The 18,681-nt window shown below is 60.5% G+C and carries 18 protein-coding genes and 1 pseudogene; 12 read left to right on the top strand and 7 right to left on the bottom strand.

Translation table 11 applies throughout. The annotated features are described in order from the left end of the window. Positions 1-51: 51 nt before the first annotated feature. Entirely contained in the window at positions 52-945 is an 894-nt protein-coding gene (locus WBR68_RS11815) for an oxidoreductase (RefSeq protein ID WP_230694339.1), read from the top strand. A gap of 32 nt (positions 946-977) precedes the next feature. Here the strand turns inward: WBR68_RS11815 and WBR68_RS11810 are convergent, their stop codons facing one another. After that, on the bottom strand, positions 978-1,874 hold the full coding sequence (locus WBR68_RS11810; RefSeq protein WP_230694338.1) for an AraC family transcriptional regulator: 897 nt from the start codon (positions 1,872-1,874) through the stop codon (positions 978-980). Positions 1,875-2,031: 157 nt separating this feature from the next. Between WBR68_RS11810 and WBR68_RS11805 the strand changes: the two genes are divergently transcribed. From WBR68_RS11805 to WBR68_RS11795, 3 genes are read left to right on the top strand one after another with little or no spacing between them, the layout of a single operon-like run. Further along, positions 2,032-3,015 (top strand): saccharopine dehydrogenase family protein, encoded by a 984-nt coding sequence (locus WBR68_RS11805; RefSeq protein ID WP_230694337.1) that lies wholly within the window; start codon positions 2,032-2,034, stop codon positions 3,013-3,015. Positions 3,016-3,026: 11 nt separating this feature from the next. After that, on the top strand, positions 3,027-3,353 hold the full coding sequence (locus WBR68_RS11800; protein WP_230694336.1) for a nuclear transport factor 2 family protein: 327 nt from the start codon (positions 3,027-3,029) through the stop codon (positions 3,351-3,353). A gap of 24 nt (positions 3,354-3,377) precedes the next feature. Then, positions 3,378-3,851 carry a nuclear transport factor 2 family protein gene (locus WBR68_RS11795; protein WP_230694335.1) on the top strand — a complete coding sequence of 158 codons (474 nt, stop codon included), beginning with the start codon at positions 3,378-3,380 and terminating at the stop codon, positions 3,849-3,851. Between the two features lie 22 nt (positions 3,852-3,873). Here the strand turns inward: WBR68_RS11795 and WBR68_RS11790 are convergent, their stop codons facing one another. Then, positions 3,874-4,209 carry a hypothetical protein gene (locus WBR68_RS11790; RefSeq protein ID WP_230694334.1) on the bottom strand — a complete coding sequence of 112 codons (336 nt, stop codon included), beginning with the start codon at positions 4,207-4,209 and terminating at the stop codon, positions 3,874-3,876. A gap of 558 nt (positions 4,210-4,767) precedes the next feature. Here WBR68_RS11790 and WBR68_RS11785 point away from each other — a divergent pair. The 7 genes and pseudogenes from WBR68_RS11785 to WBR68_RS11755 all read left to right on the top strand — a co-directional run bounded on the left by WBR68_RS11785 (position 4,768) and on the right by WBR68_RS11755 (position 13,706). Further along, positions 4,768-7,194, top strand: a complete 2,427-nt coding sequence (locus WBR68_RS11785) for a DUF4238 domain-containing protein (protein ID WP_230694333.1) — start codon at positions 4,768-4,770, stop codon at positions 7,192-7,194. Between the two features lie 222 nt (positions 7,195-7,416). Continuing rightward, entirely contained in the window at positions 7,417-8,082 is a 666-nt protein-coding gene (locus tag WBR68_RS11780) for an imm11 family protein (protein WP_230694332.1), read from the top strand. A 448-nt stretch (positions 8,083-8,530) separates the two neighbouring features. Further along, a complete protein-coding gene (locus WBR68_RS11775; RefSeq protein WP_230694331.1) occupies positions 8,531-9,889 on the top strand; it encodes an MATE family efflux transporter in 1,359 nt (452 codons plus the stop codon). A gap of 120 nt (positions 9,890-10,009) precedes the next feature. Beyond that, positions 10,010-10,960 (top strand): GlxA family transcriptional regulator, encoded by a 951-nt coding sequence (locus tag WBR68_RS11770; RefSeq protein WP_127186328.1) that lies wholly within the window; start codon positions 10,010-10,012, stop codon positions 10,958-10,960. Positions 10,961-11,088: 128 nt separating this feature from the next. After that, positions 11,089-11,847, top strand: a complete 759-nt coding sequence (locus WBR68_RS11765; protein ID WP_230694330.1) for an SDR family oxidoreductase — start codon at positions 11,089-11,091, stop codon at positions 11,845-11,847. A gap of 57 nt (positions 11,848-11,904) precedes the next feature. Further along, a pseudogene (locus tag WBR68_RS11760) lies at positions 11,905-13,098 on the top strand (MFS transporter). A 68-nt stretch (positions 13,099-13,166) separates the two neighbouring features. Further along, positions 13,167-13,706, top strand: coding sequence for a carboxymuconolactone decarboxylase family protein (locus tag WBR68_RS11755; RefSeq protein ID WP_230694328.1), 540 nt, complete (start codon positions 13,167-13,169; stop codon positions 13,704-13,706). A gap of 151 nt (positions 13,707-13,857) precedes the next feature. Here WBR68_RS11755 and WBR68_RS11750 read toward each other — a convergent pair whose 3' ends face one another. Both WBR68_RS11750 and WBR68_RS11745 read right to left on the bottom strand, forming a co-directional pair. After that, entirely contained in the window at positions 13,858-14,721 is an 864-nt protein-coding gene (locus WBR68_RS11750; RefSeq protein WP_230694327.1) for a helix-turn-helix domain-containing protein, read from the bottom strand. Between the two features lie 42 nt (positions 14,722-14,763). Beyond that, on the bottom strand, positions 14,764-15,144 hold the full coding sequence (locus tag WBR68_RS11745) for a nuclear transport factor 2 family protein (RefSeq protein ID WP_230694326.1): 381 nt from the start codon (positions 15,142-15,144) through the stop codon (positions 14,764-14,766). A 323-nt stretch (positions 15,145-15,467) separates the two neighbouring features. Between WBR68_RS11745 and WBR68_RS11740 the strand changes: the two genes are divergently transcribed. Beyond that, positions 15,468-15,788: a DUF1330 domain-containing protein gene (locus WBR68_RS11740; RefSeq protein WP_050449493.1), complete on the top strand. Its 321-nt coding sequence runs from the start codon at positions 15,468-15,470 to the stop codon at positions 15,786-15,788. A gap of 105 nt (positions 15,789-15,893) precedes the next feature. On the opposite strand, the gene WBR68_RS11735 is transcribed toward WBR68_RS11740, so the two are convergent. Genes WBR68_RS11735 through WBR68_RS11725 form a run of 3 tightly spaced genes read right to left on the bottom strand, consistent with a single transcriptional unit; the run spans position 15,894 to position 18,668 of the window. Beyond that, on the bottom strand, positions 15,894-16,862 hold the full coding sequence (locus tag WBR68_RS11735; RefSeq protein ID WP_050449492.1) for a Bug family tripartite tricarboxylate transporter substrate binding protein: 969 nt from the start codon (positions 16,860-16,862) through the stop codon (positions 15,894-15,896). Positions 16,863-16,890: 28 nt separating this feature from the next. Continuing rightward, on the bottom strand, positions 16,891-17,829 hold the full coding sequence (locus WBR68_RS11730; RefSeq protein ID WP_050449491.1) for an SMP-30/gluconolactonase/LRE family protein: 939 nt from the start codon (positions 17,827-17,829) through the stop codon (positions 16,891-16,893). A gap of 29 nt (positions 17,830-17,858) precedes the next feature. Next, on the bottom strand, positions 17,859-18,668 hold the full coding sequence (locus WBR68_RS11725; protein ID WP_050449490.1) for an amidohydrolase family protein: 810 nt from the start codon (positions 18,666-18,668) through the stop codon (positions 17,859-17,861). Positions 18,669-18,681 lie beyond the last annotated feature (13 nt).

The raw sequence follows: 18,681 nt of genomic DNA, 5'->3' as shown, positions 1-18,681 counted from the left end.
CGGCACCCATCATGCGACACGCGAGATGGCCCCATAAAGGAATCCGCTTTGATGAACACTGAAACCAACCCTATTGCTGTAGTGGGTCCTGGTGCGATCGGCACCACAGTCGCGGCGATGCTGCATAAGGTCGGCCGCACGCCATTGCTGTGTGGACGGACTCCCCGCGATCACCTGACGCTGCTAGAGGGCGGCGGCTCTACGACCGTCCCCGGTCCGGTTCGGACGACCCCAACGCAGATTACTCGTACGGCTGATCTTGTCTTTCTTGCCGTCAAGACCACGCAGATCGAGGCGGCAGCCGAATGGCTCGCCGTGCTGGTCGGCCCAGAGACAGTCGTGTGCGTCTTGCAGAACGGGCTCGAGCAGTTAGAGAAGGTTGGACCGCGCGCTCCACGCGGACGAATCGTTCCCGCTGTCGTGTGGTTTCCGGCACAGGCGCAATCCGATGGCTCGGTACGCCTGCGCGGCGACGTGCGCCTGACGCTGCCTGATACGTCTGCTTCCCGCGTCGTGGCCGAAGCGCTGCAAGGCACGCAGTGCTACGTGGACTTGGCCGAAAACTTCAGCGCTCTCGCCTGGCGCAAGCTGATGCAGAACGCCGTGGCGGGACTCATGGTGCTCACGTCTCGTCGCTCGGGCATGTTCGGCCGTCCTGACATCGCCGGGCTGGCGCTGGCCTACCTGCGGGAATGCTTGGCCGTGGCACGCGCAGAGGGCATTGAACTTGGCGACGAAGTGTCGCAAGAGATTCTCGACAAATTCCAGTCGGCACCCGCGGACATGGGCACGTCCATCCTCGCGGATCGCGAAGCTGGCCGGCCACTGGAATGGGATATTCGCAACGGCATCATCGCGCGTCGCGGCCGGGCGCATGGCGTTCCGACGCCGATCAGCGACATCTTGGTGCCGCTTCTTGCGGCTGCGAGCGACGGTCCGGGCTGACCGCCGAGATAAGGTTTCAGAGATATAAGGTGTCAGACTGCAATATCGCCGCGAATGGTTTTCGTGGCCTTTGCAAGGTCCTGGGACGGCGGTAATCCGAACAAGCGGGAATACTCCCGACTGAATTGGTTTGGGCTTTCGTAGCCGACGTCGAACGCAACCGACGTGGCGTTGCCTTGGCCAGAAAACAGTTGTGATCGTGCGTGTAGCAGCCTGATGCGCTTCTGATACTGCAACGGGCTCAATGCCGTCACGGCCTTGAAATGGCGATGGAAGGCCGACACGCTCAGCGCCGCCATATCGGCCAAGGCCTCGACCCGTATCGGTTCGGCAAAGTGGCTGCGTATCCAGTGAATAGCCACGCCAACACGCGAAAGCGCTGTGTCTGGCGTGGCGATGTCTCGCAGCATCCAACCAAGCGGCCCTTGCAGCACCCGAAACAGAATCTCGCGTTCATAGCCGGGAGCAAGAACCGCGATTTCGTTCGGTCGATCCATCAGCCGAAGCATTCGAACCCACGCGTCAAGAAGTTCGCTATTCACCGGCGCAACCGAGAACCCCGAATCAAATAGCGTGCTGCACACTTCCACGGGCAGGTCGTGGATAAGCGATGCCACGATTGCGGGGTCCAGCGTCAAGCTCACGGCCAGATACGGCGCCCCGTTTGCGTCCGGGTGGATAGCGCCAACGGCGGGCAGGTCCACCGACATCACAAAGTAGGTGGCCGGGTCATAGCGAAAGGTTCTGTCGCCGACCGTCATCGTCTTGGATCCGGTCAGAATCAGGTTGATCATCGGGTCGTAGACGGCGGCCAGCAGGTGCTCGGGAATTTCACCCTGGACCATGGCGACACGCGGAATGCCGGTTTCCGTGGGCCGGTTCTCGGCCCGGCTGGCCAGAACCCTTAATTCTTGCAATTGCTTTTCCATGGGCCGACGCTAACAGAGGCCAACCCGCCCTTCAAGGAAAAAGCAGAAATGGGCAATGTTCGGGCAGGATCCGGTGAGTGGGGAGTGGGGCCGAAACGTATTCTGATTTCACTAGGCCATCGCCTGAAATCTGTCTACAAGGAACGGCACCACTGATATGAAAACGCTCATGATTTATGGCGCGACGGGCTACACCGGCCGCATGGCGGCGGAACACGCCCGGGCGGCAGGCACGCCGCTTGTCCTGGCCGGCCGTAGCAAGGCAAAACTGGAAACGCTGGCCGCGCAGCTAGGCGTGGAGTATCGCGTGTTTGCGCTGGACGACACCACCGTCATCGACCATGCGCTGCGCGATGTCGGCGTGCTCTTGAACTGCGCCGGCCCGTTTGCCAGCACCGCCGATGTGCTGATGCGGGCGGCCATTCGCAATGGCGTCCATTATCTTGACGTAGCCGCGGAACTTGACGGCTACCGCGTGGCCGAGCAGCTCGATACCGACGCCAAAGCAGCCGGGGTCATGCTGCTGCCAGGCAGCGGCGGCAGCGTTGCCATGCTTGGCTGCCTGGTCGCGCATGCCGTCGCCCGGGCAAGCCACCCCGCACACATCAGCGTGGCCATGAACGTTTCGGGCGGCCTGTCGCGCGGTTCGGCCATCAGCGCCATGGGCAGCGTCACCACTGAAACCCTGGCCCGCGTCAACGGCAAGCTGGCGGCCGTGCCAGCCGGGTCCACCCGCAAGCTCGACTTCGGTAAAGGCCACGTGGACTGCTTTCAGGTGACGCTACCCGACCTCATCACCCTGTGGCGGTCGACGAACGTGCCGAACATTGAAACGTTCGTCCACGTGTCCGGCGGCGGATTCCCGCAAGGGGATCTTTCGGCATTACCCGACGGGCCAAACGAAGCAGAGCGCTTGGCCAACCGGTATCAAGCGGTTGTGGAGATTACCCAGTCCAACGGCGAAATCATTCGGTCGGTGCTCGACACCGTGAACGGCTACACGTTCACTGCCACCGCAGCCGCCGAGGCCGGCAGGCGCGTGCTAGGCGGAGAAGTCCGCCCGGGTTTTCAAACGCCGGCAGCGCTGTTCGGCCAGGGCTTTGCCGAAACCATCGCCGATACCACCATCGTCCAAGGCTAAGGAGCCTACACATGAAAGCCCCTGCGGAATCATTCCTTCCCTGCACCAACGCCTTCGACGTCGACGGCGCGCTGCGCCTCTTCACACCCGACGCCATCATTGACGATGTATCGGTTGGCGATGCCTTTGTCGGCGCCAAAGGCATACGCCGGTATCTGGAGCAATTCTTCGTCGGCTACAAGACCGTCAGCAGGCTGCTGTCGATCCAGCAGTTGGACGACGGCAAGACAGTCGCCCGGGTCGATTTCACAGGCGACTTCGGCCATGAGATCGGGGTCCTCAAATTCGCAGTCAACGCCGATGGTTTGATTGAACGCATCGACGCCGATCTTGAATAACCCTCTTGGAATAACAAAGACCCTATGACGACTTCCCCCACGCTTCCCAACGCAACCGCCGACAAGCTTGCCATCATCGACGCCCTGCATCGTTTCACCGCCGGCATCGACCTTCGCGACCAGCACCTTCTGGCCTCATCCCTGGCTGAACACGCCATCTCGGACTTCGGCCCCGCCGCCGCCAAGGCCGGCTTCGATTTTCCCGTTATCCAGGGCAGGGAACACATCGTCTCAGCGCTTGCCGGGGCGCTTGCGAAGCTGGACACGACGCATTCTGTGAGCAATCAACGGATTGCGATTGACGGCGATCTTGCGCGCATGGATGCACTGGTCGAAGCCCAGCATGTGTCCCGGAGCGATCCCACTCGCCATTATTTGATGAAGAACCGCTACGACGTTGAACTGGCTAAAGAGGGGGAGGGCTGGGTGATAACGCGGAACACGGTTTACAACGTATGGCGCACGGGGGATTCGGCGGTGTTGTTGGGGGCTGTGTAGGGGGGCGCACCGTTGGCGGCGGTCAGGATGGGATGGGGCTGGCTGCATGGCGCAGCGACCGATCTATTCCCGCATCGGTGCCTGTTGAGCGGGCCTGCTCCAACATTGCATCGGTCAGCGTGCCAACGTAGTCACACATGCTTTGAACCCCGCCCATTAATGCGGCGATGGTCCATGCGTCCAGGGGGTTGCTGCCGGTCGCGTCAGGTTCGAAGGCGCTGTTGCCGACCAAGCGCGCGATGGCGTCGATGGCGTGGCGGGTGCGGTCGATGTGATGAAGATGCGCCAGGGCGACAAGTCCGAGTTCAGGGTCGGTGTCGATGGACCAGGGATTTTGGGTGAGGGGGTGCTGGGGCATGGGTGCCTCCTATAGTGGCGACGACCCCGCTCCCCGCTTCCAAACGGGGTGGGCGGGCACGAGACAAGGTTGGAAGACCGGAGCTATAGGACCCGGCGTGCGCAAGCGCACCCCCGTCAAGGCCCGCCCATAGGGACGTGCAAAGACGCGCGAACGTAAAAATGCCGCCTGAGCGGCGGCTGTCCGCCTATAGCTTTTCGGCTTCCACACCGAGCTACCGTTGGTGCGGTAGTGGGGGGAGTATAGGGGAATGGGCGGGGGAGTGGTGAGGATTGCGTGATGGTCGGGGTTCTACCCGAAGCAGCCATAGGTGCAAACTCTGGCTGCCTGTTCAGGGCATTGATCAGAGTCGCGTCACAGTTGCGTGCTTCGGGTATAAAAGTTTCAGCACTCGCAGAAACCATTATGGAAAAGATCGGGCTAGTAACTGCGCGAATCCCTCTCTATTTGAAGGCGCAATTATGAGCACGTGTAGCCGAACGAGCCAATTCGGCTACACGTAGAGTGAACTGCCGTGGGATAATCCGATTCGTCCTCCGTTCAAGCTGTCGACGTTCAATGAATCAGCATCTGACTCGAAACAACCACTATGTGCCAGTTTGGTACCAGAGGCAGTTCTTGTTACCAGGCGAAAGCCGCCTTCACTACTTAGATAAGGGGCCGGGCGGGAACGATGTCGGGGCAGCGACGGAAACTCAACGTGGCGGCCAACGCCGGCCGCCTGTCTCATTGCTCCCATTGAAGAGGTGCTTCTGTACTCTCGACCTCTACACAACGCAGTTCGGAAATAACCTAAATGACGACATCGAGAGGTTTCTGTTTGGCCAGATCGATCGAACCGGTTCGACCGCGGTAAGGGCACTTGTTTCTGGCAACCCTAGTGAAATTCACGATTGCTTCCAAGACTTTTTCGAATATCTCGATGCACAGAAATTAAGAACTCCAAAAGGTCTCGACTGGATCAAGGAAGCTTATCCGGAGCTGACTCAGGTCGATTTGATGCACGAGATGCAGGCTCTACGTCTTATGCATTGCACAATGTGGGCAGAGGGAGTGCGAGAGATCGTCACCGCTGAACACTCAGACGTGAAATTCATAGTCAGCGATCATCCGGTGGCTGTCTATAACAGGGCGATTGTTCCCATCGCAGCCGGCGGCACGGAGGCGAAGGATCCTTCGATTTCACTCTTGGGAACGCAAACAGTTTTCGCGTTGAATGCGAATACTTGCCTCATACTCACGCATGTCGAATATGCGAAAAATCCTCGGACTACCGACCTAACGAAAAGACGTACCAATGCGCGGTACCGGGGAGGTGGCCTAGTGAGGACCGATGCCTTTGTCCGATTGCGGCACCTTTCGCGAGAGGCGGTCACTCAGATTAACCTCCTGCTGAAGGCTCAATCGAAGCGATACGTTGCTGCGGGAAAGCGAGAGTGGCTATATCCCGAGAATCAGTACTCTGGAACATGGGCCGACATTTCCGAAGCGCTGCGGCCACGCGACGAACTGTGGCGTTTTGGTGGAGAGATGTTCGTAAAATACGCCGATGGCCACGTTCACTATCAAGATGCGTTTGGCAGGCAATCGAAGTCCCATGAGTACCTCGCCAAGAAACCACTGAAAGATAAGCTCCGGCCAAACGACGACTGCGGCTGCGGCAGTGGAGCAAAATTCAAGAACTGCTGCAAACAACTGGCGAAAGGTGACCGTCCAACGTGGGATGTATTGAGTATCCGCGAGCGCAACCTCATCCTCTGCCGGGAGGTCACGCACATGCTCGGACTCGATGCGGGGCGGTCGTGGGAGGACGTGCGTCGAGAAATCAGAGATGATCAGGTCGTAGCGATCCACGAACTCTATTCCGACCTGTGGCCTACCGAGACTGATCTGGCTGAATTGTTACCCCGAGCTAGGAAGGACGTTTTCAGGGCCGTCTATTTAGGAGCTCTTGATGCGCGAACGATTGCACCAGTCGTCACTGGATGGCTGGAGTATTTCGACCAAGTAATTGTTGCGCACCCTTTTGTGAATGCAGCACTCATCCGCCCGGAGTTCAGTCCAACGCATCGACCTTCCGATTACAAGCAACAGACGCTCAAGAACATCTACGCTCTTTTCATACTTGAGCCTTTCATAGATGCCGGATACGTTCACCTCGTCCCCAACCCTATGGACGTCGACATCACGTTTGCCAACAGCGTAATGCACATGGCTGAGCAACGTACAAAAGACTGGGAATTGGATAGCAAAAGCGCGGACAGCTTGCTCGATTTGGCGCGAGATGACTTCATGCGAACCCTAAGCCGTCTGCCCGCCGACCGACTGCACAAGCTGATTGTCGAAAGCCAACCTGGTACCTCCGCTGAAGTGATTGAGGCGGCTGTTGCCGAGGTCAAAAGGAAATATGCCCAAGATCCTCTGACCTTGATGCAGCCCCTAGAAGCTGGACAGGACAAAGGCGAGGTCAAAATGATCAAGGGCTATGGGCTCGAAGCAGCGCTTTACTTGGCGGCATTTACGGGATCGACTATCTATACAGATTTGCAGGCTCATTGGGACCACTTGCATGTTCACACTGATGCTGCAAAGGCGGGCCCACTCCCAGCAGACTTGCGTGCACTTTCCGACACATACTCGTCCATCCGCCTCCCGATCAACATGAATTGGAAGTCGGTCTTCGAAGGTCGCGTGACCGGGCTGCGCCCCGAGATGAGATACGCGATCAGGCAACTTTCCGAGATAGCAGAGCGAGGAATCAGCGATTCAAAGCACCAAACCCAACTCGTCAAGCGAGCAGCGGAAAAGGCGAATGCGCACGCGAAGCCCTCTAAGGACGATTGGTATGTTGAAGGTCGGTTGAGCATCTCTACCCCAAAGACTGGCTTCGGACGGATTGAAGTTTCTAGGCTGCTCTTAACATATGCGCACGATCCGAGAGTTCGTATGCCCCATTTAGCTATGTTCATCCGCACGGCGTCATAGCCCGCGCCTGTCAGCGTCTACGTAATTAAAGCGAGACGAGGCGCTTTCCAGTCCTTGTCCAGGTTTCTTTTGCGGTTTTCCGCCATTTCGCCAGATGGCCGCTCATGGCCGGAAGCGGCCAAGTGAATCAAGTATCACAGGCACCATTTCGACGGAACTTGTGGCTGCGCTAAAGCCCCGTTAGCATCGGCTCACCTGCATTCCCGTTCTGCGCCCACATTCATGATGGAAGCCACCGTGACCGAACCCACCGCCATTGAAGTTTCAGGCGAAGCCGCATCTCATAAGGGCAAATTTTTCCTGATCGACGCCAGCTTCTTGGGAAACGGCAGGGTTCCCGGCATAGAGATCGCCAACGAACAGAAGCTGATCGATCCGGGGATGAATGTCGTCTCGCGTCCTAATGGAATGCCAGATCAGTATCCGGAGCGTCCGCACCTGGTTCATGTACCGGAGAAGGGCGGAATGCCACGCGATCTGGAAGAGCTCGCTGGCATATGGATTGTGTCGGAGCCGTTGAAGCAACTGTTTGAGCAATTGGACGCCGAGGCGTTTGCATTTGTGGCATGCGACTTCAGCCTTGCTGACGGCAGCCCCGCCCCTCAATACTACCTAGGCAATGTGCTGCGCACACTCGATGCCCTGGATGAAGCCGCTTCTCGCGTGAGGATCAAGCTCAGCCACAATTATCAGACCGGCGAGGACGAGAAGCTTTATAGCCTCGTTGGCGGAGCCAGCTTGGTGTTCAAACAGGATGTTGTGGGAGACGCCCATATCTTCCGCCAGGATCGCATGGGAGCACCTCTTATCTGCGACCGCGCGATGTTTGATGCATTGAGTGCGGCCAACTTCTCCGGCGTACGGCTGCGCGATGTAGCCGATATTTAGAGCTGATACGGGAGGGGAGGGTTATGGCCGCTGCGGGACCCTAAGCGGCCACGCTCGGATGTCGGTGCGGTGACGCGAATGCTCGCTTTTGGCCGATTACCGCCGTAGCGGAAGTTCGATTGGATAGCCAAAGGCAAGCTCAGAGTGCTTATCAGGGGCGAGTATCCACTTGCCCAAGCCACAAGGGCCCCGGCAAATATGGCAAGCCGTTCCACCGTGGTCAAGCTGCCACTACACATGGCTTGAAACTGAAGACGCTTCAACGCGTGGGCGCATGAGTCAGATGTGGGCTGGCTTGAGCAACCGGGGAAATCCGGGTGATTCCAGCCCAACCCCATTGTTTCGCATCCGACCATCACCATGGCTCGAATTGCCGTGTATTCGACATTCCCGTCAACACGACATTGGCATATTCTGCGCTCGCCCAGAACCGTCTTCGAGTGCCGTCATGACCGCGCAGACCGATTCCCGCAGCCGTGACGTCCAGACCGAGCGCCTGCTGACCGCCCCAATTTTGCCTGTGATGTTGTCGCTTGCCGGCCCGACATTGCTGGTGATGCTTAGCCAAACCTTTGTTGGACTGATGGAGGTGTGGTTTCTCTCCCAGCTCGGTGAAGACGTGCTCGCTGGTGTGTCGGTTGTGTTTCCACTGCTGGCGTTGACGACGGCGCTTGCGACCGGCGCGGTCGGAGGGGGAATGCTTGGCGCGGTTGCGCGGGCGCTCGGGCGCAACGACCGCGTGCAAGCCAACGCGCTGGTTTGGCATGCCGTCGCCATTGCGGTGGCGTTTGGGCTTGTCACGGCAGGGCTCGTCTTGGCTTTTGGCACCGCGGCGTTCAGTGCCATGGGGGCCAGCGGCGAAGCGCTTGCGCACGCCGACCACTATGCCGCCGTCGTCTTTGGCGGGGCACCGCTGATTTGGCTGTTCAACGCACTGCTGGCGGTCATCCGGGGCAGTGGAAATGTGCGCTTGCCGATGCGGGTGGTGTGCGGCGGCGGGGTCATCCTGATACCGGTATCGTGGCTGCTGATCTTTGGCGCGGCAGGCTTTCGGGGGCTGGGCGTGACAGGCGGCGCGTTGGCAATGGTCTTGTATTACGCCGTTGGTAGCCTGGTTTTCGCAATATATCTTTGGCGTGGCCAAGGGGTGCTGCAGCCGGCCGCCAGACCGGTGCGGCTGCAACGTCGGCTATTTGCCGACATTCTCAAGGTCGGCGGCGTGTCGGCCCTTATCGCGACAAGTACCAATCTCACCATCGCCATCGTTACCGGCTACGTTGGGGCGTACGGTTTGGCGGCCGTGGCCGGATACGGCGCGGCTGCGCGATTGGAATTCTTGTTGGTGCCGCTCAGTTTCGGCATCGGCGGGCCTGCCGCGATCCTGATTGGCACTAACGCGGCGGCAGGCAAGATCGATCGCGCACGCCGCGCTGCGTTGATCGCAGCCTGTCTGGGGTTCGCCGTTGCCGAGACTATTGGGTTGGTGGTTGCGATATGGCCCGAGTTATGGCTGGGCGCGTTTTTGACGGACCCCGAAAGTGTGGCGACGGGAAGCGTTTACCTGCGCCATGTTGGCCCCTTTTTTGGCTTCTTTGGCCTTGGCTTCACCCAGTACTGCGCCGCGCAAGGCACCGGAAAGATGGCGGTACCGTTGGCGGGCGCCTTGGCGCGCACGGTGGTGGCGTTGGGTGGGGGGCTGTTCGCTACCACGCAGACCGGGCTGTTCGTCAGCGTGGGCCTGGGTATGGCGGCTTTTGGGGCGGCGGGGCTTTATGCGCTGCTGCGCGATTGCCGGAAACAGGAATAACGAAGGATGGCTTTCGACGTCCAAATGGCGCAACAAAGTGGGCCGATATTTTTCAACAACGTGGATGCCGTTCCCCGTGCCGGATTAAGCTGATCTTTCATTGCCTGAAAAGGAAGCATGATGCGGCACGTGGGTTTGATTCTGGAAGATGGCTTCCAGCTGATGGGTTTGGCGGCGCTCTCTGCCTTTGAGCTCGCCAATACTGAGCTGGGCGATAAGGGCTATCGGCTGACGGTGCTCTCTGAAAAAGGCGGCACGGTCAGGTCGTCCATGAACGCAGGTATCGAAACGACGCCGCTAGGTGTCATACCCGATACGCTGATGGTTGCCGGCCAATTGGCGCCCCAGGATATTTCGCCCGGGGTGCGTGCGTATCTCGCCCGTGCGGGGGAACAAGCCCGCCGGGTGGCTGGGGTATGCACAGGCGCTTTTGTGCTGGCGCACGCCGGTCTGCTTGACGGCCGTACCGCCACCACGCACTGGGCGCATGCGCCGGCGCTTCGGGCGCGCTTTCCGAAGGTTCGGGTCGAAGAGGACCGCATTTTCGTCCGTGACGGCAACATCTGGACGTCGGCGGGAATGTCATCGGCCATCGACCTGACGCTTGCGCTGATCGAGGACGACCATGGGGCTGCGCTTTCCCGGGCATTGGCTCGTAGGCTCGTTGTCTACCATCGTCGCCACGGCGGGCAATCGCAATTTTCGGCGATGCTTGCGCTGGAGCCTCGCTCTGACCGGGTAAAGCGCGCGCTGGCCTACGCCCGTGAAAACCTGCGCAATCCCTTGTCTGTCGAAGAGCTTGCCGAAGCTGCCAGCCTGTCACCGCGTCAGTTCAGCCGGGTATTTCGCGAAGAAACCGGGCGGTCTCCGGCCAAGGCCGTGGAAATGCTGCGCTTGGAGGCTGCGCGCGTCATGTTGGAAGACGGCCGTCACCCTTTGGAAATCGTGGCACGTGACACGGGTTTTGCTGACCGTGACCGAATGCGGCGCGCCTTCCTGCGCAACCTTGGCCAGCCCCCGGCCAGCGTGAAGCGGAGCCTGGTGTCGATGCAAGACCGCGACGCCGCCTGACCGGCCATGGGCGGCCTGCTTATCACCCGTGTCCGTTTTTGCTGGATCTATGGCATTTGAGACTTCACCCGACCCGCGCATAGTACGTCCATCGAAGGCGCCATCCAGGCGCAACACAAGGACAAATCATGCAGATGACGGGCAACACAATCTTTATCACGGGCGGCACCTCGGGCATTGGCCGCGCGCTTGCCGAACAGTTTCATTCCCTGGGTAACAAGGTCATCATCGCCGGGCGCCGTCAGGCCCTGCTGGATGAAGTGGCCGCCGCCCATCCGGGGATCGAGGGTGTCGCCCTGGACATCTCGGATGCGGCCGACATCGACCGCGTTGCCGCGCAACTGATCCGCGACTACCCGACGCTGAACGTACTGATCAACAATGCGGGGATCATGCCGTTCGACGACCCTTCGGGCCGGATCGATGATGCCGTGTCTCGCCAAATTCTCGACACGAACCTGCTTGGCCCGATCCGGCTGACCTCTGCGCTGATCGAACACCTGAAGGCGCAGCCGCGCGCGACGATCATTCACAACACCTCGGTTCTGGCCTACGTGCCTATTGCCACCAATGCCGTCTATTCCGCTTCGAAGGCGGCGCTGCACTCGTATGCCTTGTCGCAACGCTTCATGCTCAAAGGCAGCAGCGTGACCGTCCAGGAAATCGCGCCGCCGTGGGTCGACACCGACCTGATCAAAAAGAGCGGTGACCCTCGCGCCATGCCGCTGGACGCCTTTATCGCCGAAACGATGAAGGGGCTGGCAACCGACGCACCGGAAGTATTTGTTGAGGCGATTCGTGCCCTGCGCGACAACCCCGGCATTGGTGAACATGCGCTGATTGACGGTTTCAACACTGAAATCGCCGCCAATCCCATCCCCGTCTAAGACGCCTGACAGGCGGGCTCGCGCCCGCACAGACTGCATTTGTAGGAGAGTTGCGTCATGACCGCAACGCTTGCCGACGATTCGCGCACGGTGTTGCTGCCGGCGGGATTCCTGGCCTTGGGAACGTTCGCCATTGGCACCGAAGGCTTCATGATCGCGCCCTTGCTGCCGGTCATGGCGAACGACTTTGCGCTGCCCGTGCCCACCATCGCGCTGTTGGTGATCGTGTTCACGCTGGTGCTGGCATTGTCGTCGCCGGTGACCACCGTGGCGACCGGCCGCATGGCCCGCAAGCAGGTGCTGCTGATTGCGATGGCCCTGTTCGCCATTGGCAACGTCGTGGCCGCGCTGTCTTCGTCGTTCCCCGTGCTGATCGCCGCGCGCGTGCTGATGGCCATTGCGGCGGGGCTATATGTGCCCGCCGCCAATGGCCTGGCCGGCGTCATCGTCCCACCCACGATGCGGGGGCGTGCGCTTGCCATTGTCAGCGGGGGGCAGACATTGGCCATCGCACTGGGCCTGCCGCTTGGCGGACTGATCGGTCACGCGTTCGGCTGGCGGGCAACCTTTCTGCTGGTCGGCGCGATGAGCCTGGTGGCCATTGCAGGCATTTTGACTGGCATCGACCGTGACGCGGGGCAGGGCATCGCGGTGGCCAGTTTGCGCGAACGTGTCTCGGTGGTTGCGCAGCGTTCCGTGTTGCGCTTGCTGGCGGTCAGCCTGTTCTGGTCAATCGGCGCCTTTGCTGCCTACCCGTATATCGCCGAGTATCTGAGCGCCGTGTTGGCCTTCGGCCCACTGGAGATCACAGCGTCTGTCTCGCTCTGGGGGCTTTGTGCAGCGGCGGGGGTCATGACGGGTGGGGTCCTCAATGATCGCTTCGGGGCTGGCACGGTGGTGCGCGGGTCGCTCGTGCTGTTGGCGTTGTCGTTCCTGGCTTTGGCCATTGCAACGGCGCTGCCACCGGGAGTTTCACTGGGTCTGGTCCTGGCCGCCGTCGCCGTGTGGGGCTTCACGGTGTGGTCATTCTTTCCCGCGCAAATGGCACGGCTTATCGGCGCGGGCGTCCCCTCGCAAGCGCCCGTTGCGCTAGCGCTTAACACCTCGACGATGTATTTCGGATTTTCAATCGGCAGTGCGCTGGGGGCCACCGTGTTGGGCGCCGGAGCCATTTGAGCAATTGGCGTCGTGGCGGCCATGGCGGAACTGATCGCCTTGGGCCTGAACGCCGCCATTGCGCGTAAAGCTTGAATTTCTCTGTATCGGCGGGTTCACCGCTGCCGGTTTTCAGCAACACCACTTTGAAAGGAACCAAGAAAATGACTTCCCGTATCAATACGCCCGCCGCCGCAAGCGCCTCCGGTGAAACCGCCGACGTTTTCGCCGCTATCCGCAAAGCGGTGGGCATGGTCCCCAATGCCTATGCGGCCATTGGCGCCTTGAATACGCCCGCACTTAAGGCGATGTTGTCCGCCGACGCGGTGCTGGCGCAAGGCGTCCTGTCCGCGCAGGACCGCGAAGCCATCAAGTTGGTGGTAAGCGCGATTGCCGGTTGTGACTACTGCGTCGCCGCGCACAGCCTGGCGGGCAAGGCATCCGGCCTGCCCGTGGACACCGTGCGCGCCATCAGGGCGCTGCAGCCGACCGGCGATGCAAAGCGCGATGCGTTGATCCAGTTTGTCCGGCACCTTCAAGAAGGCCGAGGCACCCTCGACGCCGAGCAACTCACGGCCTTGCGCGCGGCGGGTTATCCGGACGAGGCCGTCGTGGATATCGCATTGGCCATCGCCGTTATCACGTTTACGAACGTGTTCAATCGTGCGAATGACACCGTCGTGGACTTTCCAGAACTGAAGTGATGGGAGTGACGGGGGAATGGGAGCAGTAAGGAGGGGCGGTCGGGTCGGGTCTATGACCGTTCCCGCTCCGAAGCGGAAGTAGCGCTGGGAAGCGCAGTGCAAGCTGACACGGCCACCGCAGGTTTACGATCTACGCGTACACCCATCTCCTTCAAGCTTGTTCCGACATCGCTGCGCGCTCACGGAACCAGCGTGCCGTGGCCTCGTCAGCCGGAAAGAACGATTCAATCCGCAACTCGTGCACTGTCACGTCGTGCGGAGTGCCCATGGTGGCAATTGAAGTGAACAAGTTCAGCGCGACACCATCCTTGCGAATCTGCATCGGTAGGAAGGGCAGCGCACGCGCATCCAGGTTGGCCACGCGGGTTGTTTCGTTGATCCCTGGCAACGCGGTCAATTCATCGAGCAAGTTCGCCGCCTCGCTCCCGAGGCCGTCGCTCATCGCTTCACGCTGGATCCAATGCAGCAGATCAGCGCAGACGTCTTCCCAGTTCTGCAGGTGCTTGCGAACCCCATTCGGATCGAGCATCAGTTTCAGCACATTGACGCCCTCGCTTGGCAAGGGGGCGCCGTTCGGCATCTCGAGCAGCCAGCGCATCATCATTGCCGCCGGCGCATTGGCCATCACGAGATTCCACAGCCGATCGACCACCAGCGCCGGATACGGGGCTTGCTGGGCCAGCATGAAGTCCAAGGCCTGCTTCACCGCGGCTAGTTCCGGATCGGACAGGCGGCGTTCCCGGTAGGCCGGCGCATAGCCGGCCGCCAGCAGCATCACGTTGCGCTCGCGCAGCGGGATGTCGAGGACGATTCCAAGTTTCAGAACCATCTCGCGGCTCGCCTGCGAACGGCCGCTTTCAAGGAAGCTGATGTGTCGCTGCGAGATACCGCTCTCGCTCGACAGCCGAAGCTGGGTATAGCCACGCTTGTCGCGCCAATAGCGCAGTGCCGTGGCGAAATCGGCAAAGTAGCGGCTGTCGCGCTCACTCTGCCGGGCGTGGTCTTGTTGTTCCATGCGATCTCCATGCTGACTAGCTGCCACACGACACGTCCGGCTTCAAGAAGGCATCTTGTCAAGAAAGCCCGTGATCCGTTCGATGCGTCCGTCCGGCGCTACTACGACAATATCGGTGCCAGCCGCCAGGTGTTCGGCATCCTCTGCACCAAGGGACCACGAAAAGCGAACGAAGTCATGATGTCCATCCGGCGTTCCGGACACATGAAAGCGTAAACCGGAAAATTGTGCTTGGGCGGCACTGATCATCGCATCAAGGCCATCGTGCCCAGCCGCCTGCATGACCGGGTCCAGATAACTGGCCTGCGCCGTAAAGGTCTGTTCGATTAGCGTGCGGCGGCGTGCCGGATTGTTTTCGTTCCAAATGCCAACATATTGCTCGGCAATTTGGGCCGGGATGCTTGGACGGACATTTTCGCTCATGGGAATCTCCTTGGAAAAATGGTTTGGTTGCTGCGGACACGCATTGTCGAATGCGATAGCGTGATGTTGCTGCAGCGGGCGATCCCGATCGATTACGTGCCAGGTAATAACGCTATTTCGCGCTTGACGTAGACAGCGGCTGGCCCGGCAACCGGTAAGCCTCGGTCGTTCGCGCGATTGGAAAGACGACAGCGGATGGCACACGACGTGATTACCTCCGACGTCATCGACGTACAGGATCGTCCAGTCGACACTGGCATCACATCGCCGCAACACATTGCATGGTTGCGCAGCTATCAACACCGTCATTTCAGGAGTCATTCATGCCAGCTTATGCCGTCGCCATCATTTCCGAAACGCACCTGAACGACGAGATCCGCGCCTATCTCGAGCAAATCGACTCGACACTCCAGCCGTTCGCAGGCCAGTTCATCATCCACGGCGGGCCGTATCTTTCGTTGGAGAGCGAGCCAACGGCCGACCTGATCGTCGTCAAGTTTCCCGATCTGGAGCGTGCGTCGCGCTGGTATGAGTCACCGGCCTACCAAGCGATAAAGCCATTAAGGACGGCAAACAGCGTTGGGGCAGTGTTTCTCGTCCAAGGTGTGCCGGAAGACCACCGCGCTACGGACATTCTTGCTTGAGAGGTGCACCAACTGCCTGATGGAGCTACCTCAAAAAGGTAGGATCACTTGAATGCAATGCGCGCCCCATCTGGGGCGCGCCGCATCTCGGCTTGCGGGATTGCTTTATTCGGCTTTGACGTTCCCCGCTTTGATGACCGCCGCCCATTTGGCAGTGTCGCTTTGCACCAGACCACGGAATTCTTCCGGCGACGAGGGACTGGGTTCCACACCCAGGCTGGCCAGATTGGCGATTAGCGCGTTGGCCTTCAGGCTGTTGCGTACGGCTTCGTTCAGCTTGGCCACGAGCTCAGCAGACGTGCCCTTGGGCGCGAACACGCCGTACCAGTTGCTGGCTTCCACGTTCGGAACGCCTTGCTCAGCCAGCGTAGGTACGTTGGGCAAGGACTTCAAGCGTGCGGGCGCTGCGACGCCCAGCGCCACTAGTTGTCCATCATTGATAAACGGCATCAAGCCCGACACATCCCCAAAAAAAGCCTCAACATGACCGCCGATGGTGTCGGCGATGGCCGGTGCGGCGCCTTTGTACGCCACATGCAGGAAGTCGACCTTCGTCTGGTTCTTGAATAGCTCGATGGTCATGTGCGGCATGCTTCCCACTCCCGACGAGGCCAACGTAGCGGGTTCGCTGCGCTTGGCCGCGGCGGCGACGTAGTCTGCGGCGGTCTTGGCGGGATTCTTGGGAGACACCACCAAGACTTCGGGCGTATGCACCACCAGCGCAATCGGCGTGAAGTCTTCCATTGGTTTGTAGGACAGGCTGGGATACAGAGACGGGTTGATCGCGATGGCGCCCGCCGAACTCAGGAACAGCACGCTGCCGTCTGCGGGGCTACGTATTACATAGTTGGCGGCGATGGCGCCGTTGGCGCCCGGCTTGTTTTCAACGATGACGGTCGTCTTGAGCTCGGTTTCAAGCTCCTTGGCCAGAATGCGCGCCAAGGAATCGGCGGGCCCGCCCGGCGGAAAAGCGACGACCAGGCGCGTAGGTTGCGCGGCGATGCTGACGCTGGCAAACGCGAATGCGGTCGCCAAGGCGCCGCCCAAAATGGTGCTGAGGATTCTATTTTTCATGGTGTGTGGTCTCCTGGAAGCCAGCGATTCAACCGCCGAGGGCTCCTTGGGTGTTGACGTATAGCGAGTAAATGGATGTGCATGACGCCATGAACAGGCGATTGCGGTGGGTGCCGCCAAAGCACAGGTTCGCGCAGCGTTCGGGCAGGGCAATATGTCCAATGGCTTCGCCGTCGGGCGAGAAGATGCGCACGCCGTCGAGTTCTTCGGTGCCCATGCCCCAGCCGCACCAAAGGTTGCCGTCGACATCGACGCGAAAACCGTCTGGCGTTCCGGAACCGGCGTTCAACAGCACATCCGGCCGCGACAGCGTGACGCCGTCGTCCTGAACCTGAAACACCAGGATGTTGCGCGGGCGTGCGCGCGATTCGATGACGTACAGCAGCTTTTCATCGGGCGAGAACGCCAGCCCATTAGGGCCGTTCACGCCTTCGGCAGCAACGGTGAGTTCTCCCGACACACCGTCGATCCGGTAGATGTTTGCGGGCAGTTCCTGGCGGGCGGGTTCGCCTTGATAGTGGCCGACGATGCCGAAGGGCGGGTCGGTGAACCAGATGGAGCCATCCGACTTGACCACGACATCGTTCGGTGAATTGAGCGGTCGGCCCGCGTGGCTGTCGGCCAGCACGGTGATGCGTCCATCGTGCTCGGTGCGGGTCACGCGGCGGGTGCGATGTTCGCAGGTGATCAGCCGGCCTTGGCGGTCGCGTGTGTTGCCGTTGGCATGGTTGGATGGCGCGCGGTACGCGTGGACCGAGTTGCTGATTTCGTCCCAGCGCAGGATGCGGTCGTTGGGCACATCGCTCCACAGCAGGTAGCGGCCATCTCCAAACCAAACGGGGCCTTCGGCCCAGCGGCAACCCGTTGCCAAGCGTTCCACGGCGGCGGACAGCAGATGGTATTTCTCAAATTGGGGCGCCAGCGTTCGAATGGCGGGGTCGGGGTAGCGCTGAGAGGGTTCCCACATAGGGCCTCCACAAGAAGGGATGGATGGACTTAGCCGTAGAGCCGCCGGGGGTTGCCGTGCAGCACGGCATCCAGCGCGGCCGGGTTTTCGCCGCAGGCGCGCCGCAGCAGGGCAAGCAGGTCGGGCATGCGCGGCTGGGGGTAGCGGATGTTGACGTGCGGCCAATCACTGCCCCAGATGGCCCGGCTGGGCGCGCCCTGGATCAGCGCCGACATCAGCGGCAGCGCCGCCTGGAAGCCGTCCGAGCCTTCCGTCACGCGGTCAGCCCCCGAGACCTTGATCCAGAGGTTGGGGTGATGCAGCAGATCCAGCAGCGGCTGCCATTCCTGCGGGCGTGCGACGGGCGCACGGGCCATGTGATCGATGATGAGCGGTACGTCACACCGAAGCAGGGCGGGCACGGTGGCAAGCACATCGGCCAGCTCCGCATGCACCAACGCGTGCCAGCCATAAGGCTTGATGCGCGCCAGCAGCTCGCCCATACGCGAAACATCCGGCTTGCCGGCCAGATGCTTCATCATCCCCAGGCGTATGCCACGCACGCCGTGCTGGTGCATTTGCGTCAGGCTTTCATCGGGCGTGTGTTCCGTGATGACGGCAATGCCGCGATACGCGCCTTTGCTGGCGGACAGCGCCGCCAGCAAGGCGCGGTGGTCATCGCCATAAGGCGTGGCCTGGACGATGACGCCGCGCGTGATGCCGCATTCGGCATGCAAGGCTTCCAGTGCCGGGAAGGGGGCTTCGTCGGGCACATAGGTGGGACGCTCGGCAAGCGGGTATTCGTTCCAGGGGCCAAAGATATGCGTATGGCAATCCCAGAGTTCACGGGCCAGGGGCATGGGTGGGCTCGAT

The sequence above is a fragment of the Achromobacter sp. JD-1 genome, assembly GCF_038594925.1.
Classification (GTDB): Bacteria; Pseudomonadota; Gammaproteobacteria; order Burkholderiales; family Burkholderiaceae_B; genus Achromobacter; species Achromobacter spanius_C.
This window is presented reverse-complemented; position numbering and strand designations above follow the sequence as displayed.

Excerpts from the sequence above, each read along its gene's own strand:
- WBR68_RS11730 (WP_050449491.1), bottom strand. The coding sequence starts at position 17,829 with ATGTGGGAACCCTCTCAGCGCTACCCCGACCCCGCCATTCGAACGCTG.
- WBR68_RS11750 (WP_230694327.1), bottom strand. The coding sequence starts at position 14,721 with ATGGAACAACAAGACCACGCCCGGCAGAGTGAGCGCGACAGCCGCTAC.
- WBR68_RS11735 (WP_050449492.1), bottom strand. The coding sequence starts at position 16,862 with ATGAAAAATAGAATCCTCAGCACCATTTTGGGCGGCGCCTTGGCGACC.
- WBR68_RS11725 (WP_050449490.1), bottom strand. The coding sequence starts at position 18,668 with ATGCCCCTGGCCCGTGAACTCTGGGATTGCCATACGCATATCTTTGGC.
- WBR68_RS11800 (WP_230694336.1), top strand. The coding sequence starts at position 3,027 with ATGAAAGCCCCTGCGGAATCATTCCTTCCCTGCACCAACGCCTTCGAC.
- WBR68_RS11775 (WP_230694331.1), top strand. The coding sequence starts at position 8,531 with ATGACCGCGCAGACCGATTCCCGCAGCCGTGACGTCCAGACCGAGCGC.
- WBR68_RS11795 (WP_230694335.1), top strand. The coding sequence starts at position 3,378 with ATGACGACTTCCCCCACGCTTCCCAACGCAACCGCCGACAAGCTTGCC.
- WBR68_RS11770 (WP_127186328.1), top strand. The coding sequence starts at position 10,010 with ATGCGGCACGTGGGTTTGATTCTGGAAGATGGCTTCCAGCTGATGGGT.
- WBR68_RS11805 (WP_230694337.1), top strand. The coding sequence starts at position 2,032 with ATGAAAACGCTCATGATTTATGGCGCGACGGGCTACACCGGCCGCATG.
- WBR68_RS11765 (WP_230694330.1), top strand. The coding sequence starts at position 11,089 with ATGCAGATGACGGGCAACACAATCTTTATCACGGGCGGCACCTCGGGC.
- WBR68_RS11785 (WP_230694333.1), top strand. The coding sequence starts at position 4,768 with ATGAATCAGCATCTGACTCGAAACAACCACTATGTGCCAGTTTGGTAC.
- WBR68_RS11780 (WP_230694332.1), top strand. The coding sequence starts at position 7,417 with ATGATGGAAGCCACCGTGACCGAACCCACCGCCATTGAAGTTTCAGGC.
- WBR68_RS11810 (WP_230694338.1), bottom strand. The coding sequence starts at position 1,874 with ATGGAAAAGCAATTGCAAGAATTAAGGGTTCTGGCCAGCCGGGCCGAG.
- WBR68_RS11815 (WP_230694339.1), top strand. The coding sequence starts at position 52 with ATGAACACTGAAACCAACCCTATTGCTGTAGTGGGTCCTGGTGCGATC.
- WBR68_RS11790 (WP_230694334.1), bottom strand. The coding sequence starts at position 4,209 with ATGCCCCAGCACCCCCTCACCCAAAATCCCTGGTCCATCGACACCGAC.
- WBR68_RS11740 (WP_050449493.1), top strand. The coding sequence starts at position 15,468 with ATGCCAGCTTATGCCGTCGCCATCATTTCCGAAACGCACCTGAACGAC.
- WBR68_RS11755 (WP_230694328.1), top strand. The coding sequence starts at position 13,167 with ATGACTTCCCGTATCAATACGCCCGCCGCCGCAAGCGCCTCCGGTGAA.
- WBR68_RS11745 (WP_230694326.1), bottom strand. The coding sequence starts at position 15,144 with ATGAGCGAAAATGTCCGTCCAAGCATCCCGGCCCAAATTGCCGAGCAA.